The organism is Streptomyces sp. NPDC051677 (genome assembly GCF_044453465.1).
In the GTDB taxonomy this organism is placed as follows: Bacteria; Actinomycetota; Actinomycetes; order Streptomycetales; family Streptomycetaceae; genus Streptomyces.
On the sequence record NZ_JBITCT010000116.1, the window covers coordinates 1 to 9,923 of the forward strand.

General features: G+C 70.3%; 9 protein-coding genes and 3 pseudogenes. All 12 read right to left on the reverse strand.

Features of this window, described 5'->3' with window-relative positions; genetic code table 11:
- Positions 1-459: pseudogene (locus ACIBAF_RS48650) on the reverse strand (hypothetical protein); the annotation flags it as partial.
- 162 nt (positions 460-621) lie between these two features.
- Positions 622-1,992 (reverse strand): DUF317 domain-containing protein, encoded by a 1,371-nt coding sequence (locus ACIBAF_RS48655; protein ID WP_399473196.1) that lies wholly within the window; start codon positions 1,990-1,992, stop codon positions 622-624.
- Between the two features lie 64 nt (positions 1,993-2,056).
- Positions 2,057-3,175, reverse strand: coding sequence for a DnaB-like helicase N-terminal domain-containing protein (locus tag ACIBAF_RS48660; RefSeq protein ID WP_399473198.1), 1,119 nt, complete (start codon positions 3,173-3,175; stop codon positions 2,057-2,059).
- A pseudogene (locus ACIBAF_RS48665) lies at positions 3,175-4,446 on the reverse strand (DNA cytosine methyltransferase). The gene ACIBAF_RS48660 and the pseudogene ACIBAF_RS48665 overlap by 1 nt, the downstream one beginning before the upstream one ends.
- Positions 4,447-4,451: 5 nt before the next feature.
- The gene (locus ACIBAF_RS48670) at positions 4,452-5,324 is read right to left on the reverse strand and encodes a hypothetical protein (RefSeq protein ID WP_399473200.1); all 873 of its coding nucleotides are present in this window, start codon (positions 5,322-5,324) and stop codon (positions 4,452-4,454) included.
- A gap of 23 nt (positions 5,325-5,347) precedes the next feature.
- A complete protein-coding gene (locus tag ACIBAF_RS48675) occupies positions 5,348-6,310 on the reverse strand; it encodes an alpha/beta fold hydrolase (RefSeq protein WP_399473202.1) in 963 nt (320 codons plus the stop codon).
- A gap of 348 nt (positions 6,311-6,658) precedes the next feature.
- Positions 6,659-7,258 carry a hypothetical protein gene (locus ACIBAF_RS48680; RefSeq protein ID WP_399473204.1) on the reverse strand — a complete coding sequence of 200 codons (600 nt, stop codon included), beginning with the start codon at positions 7,256-7,258 and terminating at the stop codon, positions 6,659-6,661.
- Positions 7,259-7,330: 72 nt separating this feature from the next.
- Positions 7,331-7,930: a hypothetical protein gene (locus ACIBAF_RS48685; protein ID WP_399473205.1), complete on the reverse strand. Its 600-nt coding sequence runs from the start codon at positions 7,928-7,930 to the stop codon at positions 7,331-7,333.
- A 26-nt stretch (positions 7,931-7,956) separates the two neighbouring features.
- Complete coding sequence (locus ACIBAF_RS48690; protein ID WP_399473207.1) at positions 7,957-8,646, reverse strand: hypothetical protein; 690 nt, start codon at positions 8,644-8,646, stop codon at positions 7,957-7,959.
- 65 nt (positions 8,647-8,711) lie between these two features.
- On the reverse strand, positions 8,712-9,221 hold the full coding sequence (locus ACIBAF_RS48695; RefSeq protein ID WP_399473209.1) for a hypothetical protein: 510 nt from the start codon (positions 9,219-9,221) through the stop codon (positions 8,712-8,714).
- Positions 9,222-9,226: 5 nt separating this feature from the next.
- Positions 9,227-9,646: an XF1762 family protein gene (locus ACIBAF_RS48700; RefSeq protein ID WP_399473211.1), complete on the reverse strand. Its 420-nt coding sequence runs from the start codon at positions 9,644-9,646 to the stop codon at positions 9,227-9,229.
- Positions 9,647-9,682: 36 nt separating this feature from the next.
- A pseudogene (locus tag ACIBAF_RS48705) lies at positions 9,683-9,923 on the reverse strand (hypothetical protein); the annotation flags it as partial.

Genomic DNA, 9,923 nt, shown 5'->3' on the forward strand with positions numbered 1-9,923 from the left:
CCGGCTCCCGGCTCCCGGCTCCCGGCTCCCGGCTCCCGGCTCCCGGCTCCCGGCTCCCGGCTCCCGGCTCCCGGCTCCCGGCTCCCGGCTCAAGTGTTTATTATATCCTGCCCCATGAGGTGCGCCTATCAGTGGAAATCGAAGCTTGTGCAAGTCTCCACCTCGATTTGTAGCGAGAGCCAGGTCGAAATTCTCCGCGACGGCGACCCGCCAAGGAATCGTCAGCATTCCCCGGCGGACCAAGAATTCGGATACGCCTCCGTCCAGGGCGGAGGAGTCTGTGCAGGAGAAGACAACCTGAATCCGCTCGTCGCCGTCGAAGACCGCAAGAAGGTCCAGGAGGCGGGTGGCTGATGTGATGTTGTGTACCACACCGAGAACCCTCCGCTGCGGCGAGACGGTCATCCAGAGCCGCGCGTCCGGTCTGAGCGGCAACGGCAGCCGGTCAGCGTCTGCCACCTGTCAACTCCTGCCTCCGATCATTTTGCGGGGACGCCGTCGCGCCGCCACCGGTCTCACCATAGTCGCGCTCCCGAAGCCCGATCCCCTGCCCATCGGTGTTCGATGCCCGATGCCAGGCCAGCTGCGCGGTGACCGAGGGCTGGACACGGGCAAACTCCGTCAGCGGGATCGGCTCGAGTGGGCTGTTGTCGCTCTGGGGCGCGGCCCCGTCGGGGCGGTGCTGAGGTGCGCGGGCCGCTTAACCTCCACGGGGGTGTACCTCCGAGGCCCGGTGCCGTGCGCCAGGTTCTCGGCGAGGTCGGTCAGCAGCACGCTGGGGGTGTAGGGGGATGCCGTGATGGTCCAGGTGGGGTGGTCGATGCTGGGGCCGGCCCAGATGGTCCAGGTGGCGAGTGTGCTGTTCGGCGTCTGGGCGGCGAAGGCGTCGAACTGGATACCGACGTCCCCGGACGGGGTTGTCCAGCGGATCCAGCGTCCGTCGACGGTGTGCTTCCATCCGGCGTCGGTGAGGGGTTTGGTGGCGGCGGTGACGGTTTTTTCGTCGACGGGGCTGCCGATGGCGGTGTCCCATGCGTCGCCTTCAGCGAGGTGGTGCAGCAGGGCTTGGAGCACGGGCGCGGGGGTGGTGCCGGTCGCGGTGAGGTGCCACATCCGGTCGGAGACGGGCGTCTCGTACGCGGCCACCGTCCAGGCGGTCTCTCGGGGGAGGGCTTCGTGGACGCGCTCGATGCGCAGGGTCTGGGATTCGTGGATGGCGTGTGTGGTGTCGTCGGTCCAGGTGCGCCACTTCTCCCACTCGTCGTGCGCGGCGAGGAATGCGTCGAGAAGGGCATCGTGGTCGCCGGCATCTGCCAGGTGGACGGGAACGGTCTCCGGCTCCGGGCGGGCCGGTTCAGGCTTGGCTGCGATGAGGACGAGCGGGGTGCGGGCTTCGGCGGCGGCGCGTTCGGTGTCGGTCAGAGGCGCTGGGCCTGGGCGCATATCTGCAGCGTGAATCTTCTCGAAGGCGAGCAGGGCTTGGGCGGGTGAGTCGAAGGTGTCGGCTACCTGGCGCAGGTGGTCCTCGCCGTGGAGGTAGACGGACCTGCCGGTGCGGCCGAGGTAGGTGCCGACCGCGACGGTGGTGTTGCCGTCGTGGGCGTGGGCGTGGATGAGGAGATGGCCGTGGCGGATGTCGTCGTGGATCTTCTGCGCCTGATTGGATACCTCACGGATTTCGCTGCGGGTACACCACGGCATCGGATAGTTCGCCCAGGTCCATTCCTCGGCCATGGCCTCCCGGAGCCGAGGGGTGATCTCGACGGCGATGCCTTCGGCGGCCAGGTGCTGGGCTGCTTCCTGCGCCCAGTAGGGCTCCTCGTGGTCGATGCGGACCAGGACCAGGGTGTTGTCGGCGACGACTGTCCAGTCGGCTGCTTCCAGACCCAAGTGGGCAACGTGGGTTTGGCTGCCCGTAAGGACGGCGATCACCGCGCTGGGATGGGTGGGGTGGGTGTCGAGGTGGACGTGGGCGTCGATGGTGGGAGTCACGTGGGTGTCGTCTCTTCTACCGGTGGCCGGGTTTTCGGGTCCGGCCACCAGCGTGTGCGGGGTGCTATCGGGTGGCCCGCGCGGCACGGGCGGTGTGCGGGACCGTGGTGGTCGGCGGCCCGGCGCGGGTGGTGGGCGCGGGTCGCGGTTGTGGTGTCGGGACCGTTCCGCTGGCGTGCTGCCAGCGGGTGCGGACGGCGCCGATGTCGGCGAGCGAGCGGCGGGTACCGACGACGAGTTGGAACGGGGTGTTCGCCGGGTCGCTGGCGTACGCCTCGATGCGCCGGCCGGTGTAATCGGCGGTGGCCAGGAGGGAACGCTGCAGGGCGCGTTCGCCCCAGTGCTCCACGGAACCGGCCGGTTCGGCCAGCAGGCGGAGTACTTCGCGCGGATCGCTTCCGTGGTCGAGTAGGCCGCGCTGTTGGGCCTCCCACAGGACGGTGACGGGGTCGATGGGCTCGCGGCGCCGGGCCAGGGCGGTCAGGCACTGCCACAGGCCGGCGTGCAGGGGCAGAGTGAAGTCGTCGGGGAGCAGCCACTGGACGGACTCGATATCGGAGGGGTGGGCGGTGGCGGTAGCCAGCAGCAGCTGTTCTTCCTCGACCGCCTCCGTGTGGTCGGGCGCGATGGCTGGTGGCGGTGCCGGGGAGCGGGGCAGCACGCCTGAGCGCGGTGGAAATCGAGCTGCGATGTCGTCCACGACCGTGGTGAGCGCGTCGGCTTGGGCGAGCACCGTCTGGATGGGGTGCGGGAGGGAGGCGTCGTGGACGGCCTGGACGAGGCGTTCTGCGGCTGTCTGCAGACGGCGGCGGGCGTGTTCGGCCTCGACCATCCGCGCATAGGCCGCTGCGTGGCGGGGCCAGGGGCAGACCTGGATGAAGGCGTGCAGGTCGGAGGCGGTCAATCCGCGCGCCTGTTCGCGGCCCGTGGCGAGCACCTGGTTGAGCCATGTGGTGTTCTTCGCGTGCTCGGAGGGCTCGGGCGGAGGCAGGGTGCTGATCGCAGCGAACACGGCGGCATGGGTGGCGGTGGAGAACGAGTCGGCTGCAATCCCGGTCACGTCGCCGAGACGGTGCGGATCGAGAAGGAGCGCGCCGAGGAGGGCCTGCTCGACGTGGAAGACAGGCTGCGGCCGTGCAATGGCGACGAAGTCGTCTTCATCGGTTTCGGGGGCGTGGGGCATCAGGCAGCGAGAGTGAAGTCGTCGGGGTCGAGGGCGACGCCGAGATGCGGGGCAAGGAGATGGCCAGCGAGCAACGGCGGTACTGCGTTGCCGATCTGCGAGAACTGCTGACCCTTATTGCCGGCCCAGGGATAGTCGGCGGGGAAGGTCTGCAAGAGGCCGGCCTCGCGCGCGGTGATGCGGATCGGCTCCGGCACCGCTGGCGCGTCCGTGTCCCCGGCCGGAGCCGAGGCGGGTTCGGCGACCCAGGTGCACTCGTTCGCCCGGTGCCCGAAGAACAGTGTGCCTGCCGGCTCGGACAGCGGACGGACGGTGGCGTTGGCCTGGTTGTTGCTGCGCAGGGACCAGGACCAGCGGTGGGCCTCGGTGGTGAACGTCGGCGCTGGAGCGTCGGCGGCCCGGTTCTCGCGTGTGCCGTGCCGGGCCTTCCACCCGGGGCCTTCGCGACGGGACTTCAGGACCACTCCGTCCGGCCTGGGCATCCAGGTGCCGCGCTCCCGGGCATCGGAAAGTGTCTTGCGGGAGCCCGATGGGAACGGTTCGGGTCCGCCGCCGGGCCCGCCGCCGGCGCAGACTGTGGGAACGGGCCGGTCGGTCGCGCCCCATCCCAGGGCCTCGGCCATGCTCACCCAGCGGGCGCGGCCCGGCCCGAACAGCGATTCCGGCTCGGCGGCTTGGGAGTGCGTAGGCACGGGAGGCTGTGCGGTACGGACCCGGGAGGCGATCAGAATCGCCCGCTTCCTGGTCTGCGGAACGCCGAAGTCGGCGGCGTTGAGGATCCCGTACCAGACCGAGAATCCCCATCCGCGCAGGACGGCCGCGTACTGCTTCCACAGGGGCAGGACGTCCGGCACCTCCTCCATGGCGACCCAGTCGGGCTCGCCGACCGCGTTCAGAGCATGCAGGTAGCGCATGGGCTCGGCTGCGAGCAGGGAGCGCTCGTCGCGGCACGCGGCGAGGAGGCGTTCGCGTGTGTCACGTCAGGCGGCCAGGTCCTCGACCGCCGCGTGTACCAGCGGCTGGTCCACCAGGCCGAGGCGTTTGCCGGCCATGCTCCACGCCTGGCAGGGAGGAGAGGCGATCAGCCCGCGCGTGCGGCCGATGAAGGGCCACGTCGGATACATCGCCACGTCGGCCCGGACCGTCAACTGCCCAGCAGCGGAACGGGTTTTGCAGGCCCACTCGTCCCATTCCAGGCCGACGTCACCCGCGCCGAGGACGCCCAGTGCCCTGCTCCAGCCGCCGGGGCCGGCGAACAGGTCGAGGATGATCCGCCTCAAGAAGCCAGCCCGAAGTCGCTCTGTACCGGCTCGCCTTCACCCCGGCAGGCCCAGGGAGAACAGCCGTCGGCCACACCGTTCTCCAGCTCCTCGACCGTGGCTGCCCGGTCGTCGAGCTCCTGCTGACGCGCTGCCCACTCGGCGGCCGTGACGTGATCGATGGGGGCCTGATCGAGCGGCACGCGGGAGCGGTGCAGGAACGCCTGGCCGAGCAGCGGGCTCCCGGCGGCGTTCGCGCGGGCGTTGCCCTGGCGGATAGCCACGTCGAAGGCGACGACGTCCGCCCATTCCTCAGGGCTGGTATCCCGGATATTTCTCCATTGCTGATTTCCGTGAAATGGGCACCCAAGGCAGCTCGATTTTGGCGTGTCTTCCAGCCCTATGGAGGTCAGGTAGCGGACGCAGTCCGCGCGGGACCAATTGAGGTCGATGAGCGGGTGCCGATTGTGCATGTATTTGACGTCGGCATCCTTGGCCCGGTGGAATTCGTCGGTGGATATACCGACCCACTGCTCGACGAACATGCCCTTCGGGATCCGCAGCGGGTAAGGGTATCCGAGGAGTTCCCGGACCTTTTTCTTGATTGGCTTTATTTTGTATTCGCCTGTGCATTGCCGCCTGGTCATACCCGGATTTCCGTCCTTGTTCAGGATGTAGAGCGGCATCGATGCAAACCTGTGGTCGGGGTCCAGGGCATCCTTGCGTATGTTTCCGGACGATACGCGGAGAACGGGTATGCCTGCGGGTCTGGCTATTTCTCGCTCCAGCCGGTCGAGATGGGAATAAACGGCTCTCGGTTCCCAGCCTGTGTCGGCGAAAATTGCGTAGTCGACCTTCGGGAGTATGCCTTGTGCGGAGAGGGCGAGCATGGCGCTGGACTGGATACCGGCACCTAGTGAAATTGCCCGGAAGGCAGGGAGTTCAGAAATGATCGGTCCTGGGGGTGAGGATGGTGGGGGCTCGGTTCGGCGGCGAGGCGGGCGATGCGGTCGGTGATGAGCGCGGGGTGGCGGACGGGCAGCGCGTGCGTGGTGCGGGGGAGGATCTCCAGGCGAGCGGCAGGGAGTTGGGCGGCCAGCTGCCTGGTGTGGGCGGCGGGGATGTGCCGGTCGTCCGCGCCGGCCATCAGCAGCAGCCGGTCGCCGAACTGGTTGAGCGCGGTGGCGTCGCGCGGCTGGTAGCGGCGCAGGCACTGCCACAGGTCGGCGAGATCGCGGGTGCGGGTGTGGCGGATGCCGTGGCGGCACCGCGGTGGCCCGTCGGCCGGCCGGTCGGGGTGGGGCGAAAGGCTGTAGGGGTGTGTGGTGGGCAGCCGGCGCCGCAGGAAGTCCACCGTGCGGGGCGCCCGGGTACAGGTCAGGGCGGCGAGGCTGCGTCCGGCGGCCAGGAGCCAGGCGCGCGGGTCGCGTCCGGGCAGCACGGTCGCACCGCGTGCGGTGGCCGACAACAGCACCATGCCCCGGATGCGGGCCTGGTGTTGCGGGTGCAGGGCGGCGAGTTCCTGCAGGACGAGGGCGCCCAGGGAATGGCCGGCGAGCACGAGCGGCCCGGCGGGGACGACGTGGGTCAGGATGTGGTGCAGGTCGTCGGCGAGCTGCCGGATCGTCAGCGGTGCCGGGCCGGGCGGGGTGTGACCGTGCGCGCGCTGGTCGTAGCGCACGACCGTCAAGCCCAGGCCGGTCAGGTGCCGGGCGTGGACGCGCCACAGGTCCGCGGTGACGGACGCGCCGTGCACCAGCACGACCGTCGCGCCGCCGGGACGCGGACGCACAGGGGTGTCGCGGTAGACGGACAGGCGAGTACCGTCCGCGGCGGAGACCTTCAACGCCTCGGTGGCAGAAGGAGGGTTGCGCACAGGTAGGACTTCCAAAGGGGGGATCAGTAGGGGGCAGCCGTTCGCCGTCCGGGCCGGATTGGTGGGACTGGCCGTTCGGCACCTCACTGCGCTTGCCGCCGTCCTGGGGGCGGGCGGATATCGGGGAGGCGACCCCCGGCGGCCGGGCGGGAAAGTCAGCGGCGCGATCGTGTGGGGTTGGCAAGGCGCAGGTGCGCTGGCGTTCGGGCCTCGGGTACAGCGCTGACCGATGACCGGGCGGCGGCGCGGGCAGCTTGAGTTCGGGGGCCGGCCGCCGCAGAGCGAATGGTCAAAAGGGCAGACGGCGCTTGCGCATGGTGCAGTGCTCTGGGGGGAAGCGGGTGGTGGTCAGCGGCTGCGCCGCTGGACCTGTGTGGTGGGCGGCGGTGCGGGGGCGGCACCGGGGCGGGATGGTGCCGGTGGAATGTCCTGCGGGGTCGCGATGCCGAGGCCGATGTGCACGCTGATGCCGTCGGCGTAGAGGTGGGCCTCGGCGCGGACAACGGCACTGAGCGCGTCGCGTTCACCGAGTCCGGGTGGCAGTGCGTGCTGTTGCTTCTCCCCCGCTGATATGAAGCCGTGCTGGGCGAGAATGGCGTCGGCGTGGCCCGTGGCCGCGGTCGCGGTGACCGCGTGGTCGGTGAAGCGGATGGTCACGTCGGGCTCGCGTGACGGGGTTGCGCCGTCCTGGCGCGTGGTCCAGGCGAGGTCGACGAGGTCGTGGGTGTGGGCCAGGAGCCCGTACATCGCGATTCCGGCGCGCTCGTGCGCGTCCTGCGCGGTGCTCGGTGGCAGCAGGTAGAGCGTGCGGCCGAGGTGTTCGCGGGTGAGGAATCCGGCATCGGTCAGCAGCCGGTCGGTGTCGCGGATGCGGCGGTTGAGGACGACGAAGGTGTGCCCGTCGTCGGTGGACCCGATGAACACATCGGGGATGTCCAGAAGAGACAAGGTGGTCCAGGGGTTTTCGGTGGGCGGTATGCCGGGCGGTGGGGTGATGACCCGATACGGCTTCCGATGCCCTTAGCTCCGTACGTCGCGGGCTAGCGGGGACGGATTGGCCTTGAGGGCGTCGTACTGGGCGCTGGTCAGCGGAGGGCCGGCAGATCGCTGCGCGGTAGCCGCTCCCTCCCGTGTGGCGGCGAGGTCGCGGGTGATGCCGGTGGCGACGTAGTGGCACCCGGTCGCACTCAGGTCGAGCTGGTGGGCGGCGTCAGCGAGGTGGCCGGTTATCTTCGGGATGGCCTCGGCGTGGCGAGCGGTGCGCACCGACGCGTCGTCCGCCGGATAGCCGGGGAACGGCGCCCCTTCATAGGGGTTGGCGTGCAGCGCGCTGGCGAGGTCGTTGCCGGCCAGGGAGGAGGCGACCACGACCGAGGCCAGGCACTCCAGGCTCGCGCGGCTGCCGGCGACGCTGGAGTACGTGCTGGAGTCGAGCGCGCCCAGGCGGACGAGGACGGTGGCCGTCAGGTCCTGGGTCATGAGCAGAAGCGGGCTGATCTGGCGCAGCGCGTCGGTGCCGGGGGTGTAGGAGACGCCCCGAACGCGAGCGTGCAGGGCCTCGAAGTCGCATGCCAGAGTGCGGAGTTGTTGTGCGTGTTCTGCCAGGTCGAGCAGGGGCATGGGGTGGTGTGGCTCCGGAGGGTCGGTCAGCGGCTTCGGGTGGCCGTCGTCGCGGCGGTGGGGACGGGCGCGGGTGTCGTGCCGGGTGGCCTGGCGGTGATTGGGCGGCTGATGGCGGCTGCCAGGTCGGTGATGCCGGCGGCGGTGAGACGGACTCGGTCTTGAAGCGGTCCGCCCGCGTAGGCGGAGGACGCGGAGTTCGGGACGCGCTCGGCCAAAGCGTTCGCCTCCAGCGACCGCAGGGTGCCGATGAGTACGCGCTCGTCGCGGTAGTGGACGTACTGCCGTCCCAGGGAGCGGGTGGCCACGACGTGCCCGCAGGCGATCTCCCACAGGGCGGTGCGCTGCGTGGCGGTCAGCTGGTGGTCTGGAGTATCGGTGGTGCTCCAGCGGCGGCGTCGGATTTCGTGGGCGATGCTGTCGGCGCAGCTCATGACGGCTTCGGGGGCCAGGGCGGTCAGGGTGCGCGCCATGGGAAGGCGGTGGTCAGTGGAGGCGCTGCTCAGGAAGGCGAGCTGCTGGAGACGGACCACCGCGTCCGACAGCTCGTGACTTTCGTAGAGGCGTTCGTCGGTGACTGCTTTGATGGCGGTGCGGGTCGCGGAGGCGAGTCGCTGGGCAGAGGCGACGTGGGCGTCGGGCTCGGACTGCGATCCGGCTCGCAGGAGGCGGTCGAGCGTGTCGTTGTGCTGCACGTACTGGTCTGCGAGCAGCATGAGCCGTTCAACCGGCGTCGGTGGCGGGGCCACTTCAAAGAGAAGGCCATCGGTGGGCGGTGTCGTCATGCGCGGCGCCGGATAGCCGGGGCGGGCAACGGGGCTGGGGTGGGTGTGCTCGAAGCAGCGGGGGTCCGCGGTACCTCCAGCGCGGTGCGGGCTGCTGCCAGGGCCCGCCTGGCGTCGTCGAGGTGGATCCGCAGGCGGCTGTGGTGGTCGAGCGAGTCGAGCTGTTGCTGGAGCGTGTTCTGCGCCGTGGTGGTGAGGGTGATGAGCGGGGCGAGGGCCTGGGTGTAGTGGGCGATGGCCCGCCCGACGTGGCCGGCGCTCGCGCCGAGGGCCTCGGCGGGCGGGAGGTCGGCGATGTTCGGGGCCAGCTGGTATTCGACGTCGGCGGCCATGCGTGCGGCGAGGTGGCACAGCAGGCCGATGTGCCGCGTGGCGTTGAACAGGCCGGTGCCGTCCACGGTGATGTGGTGGTCGCGGATGTCCGCGGTCACGGCGTCTACGGCCTGGCGCGGGGACATTTCGTCGAGGTCGGTGGGTTCGTAAGTGTGCAGGGCGTCTCCAGGCATGTGTGTCAGGGGGCTTGCCACAGGAAGCGGGCGATGTGGTTGTTGCCGTGGCCGGCCCGGGGCCGGGAGGGGGTGTGCCATCCGGCCCGGGGCGGGCGGCCGGCGATCAGGCCCCGTCCCGCGCCGCGCAGGGACGCGCCGCTCACGCCCGCCTGGGCAAAGGTGATCAGGCGCTGGTAACCGAGGGCTTTCGCCGCGCGCCACGATGCCCCGTACAGCAGGGAGTTGGCGTTGCGTGCGCCGTCGCTGGCGGTCTGGGTGACTTCGAGGGTGGTGCCGTCATCAAGGTGGCGGGCAACCGGCCGGCCGACGATGGCCACGGCGCGCAGCGTGCCGGTCTCGGCGCCGGCGCCCGACGGCGGAGATCTGACCTGCGGGGGGCGGGTGGTGGCGGTGCCCGGCGCGCACGAAGTCTTTCGCCTCACGTGAGCGCACCGGCACCAGGTGCAGCCGGGCGGCGTTCACACGGCCTTCCCGAAGTCGGACTGCGTCGGCGCGTGCTTCGCTACGGCGCGGGCGGTGATCGCCCTGGACGCGCGGGCCGACGCCGCGGACAGCTCCTCCGCTCCGGGCTCCAGGTACCACGGGCGCAGGTCCAGCATGGCGACCCGCATACCGGTGGCGAAGCAGAGCGCGGTGCCCTTGGGGAGGGCACGGATGGCGTCGGCGGGCAGGATTCGTTCCTGCCGCATGCTGACCGAG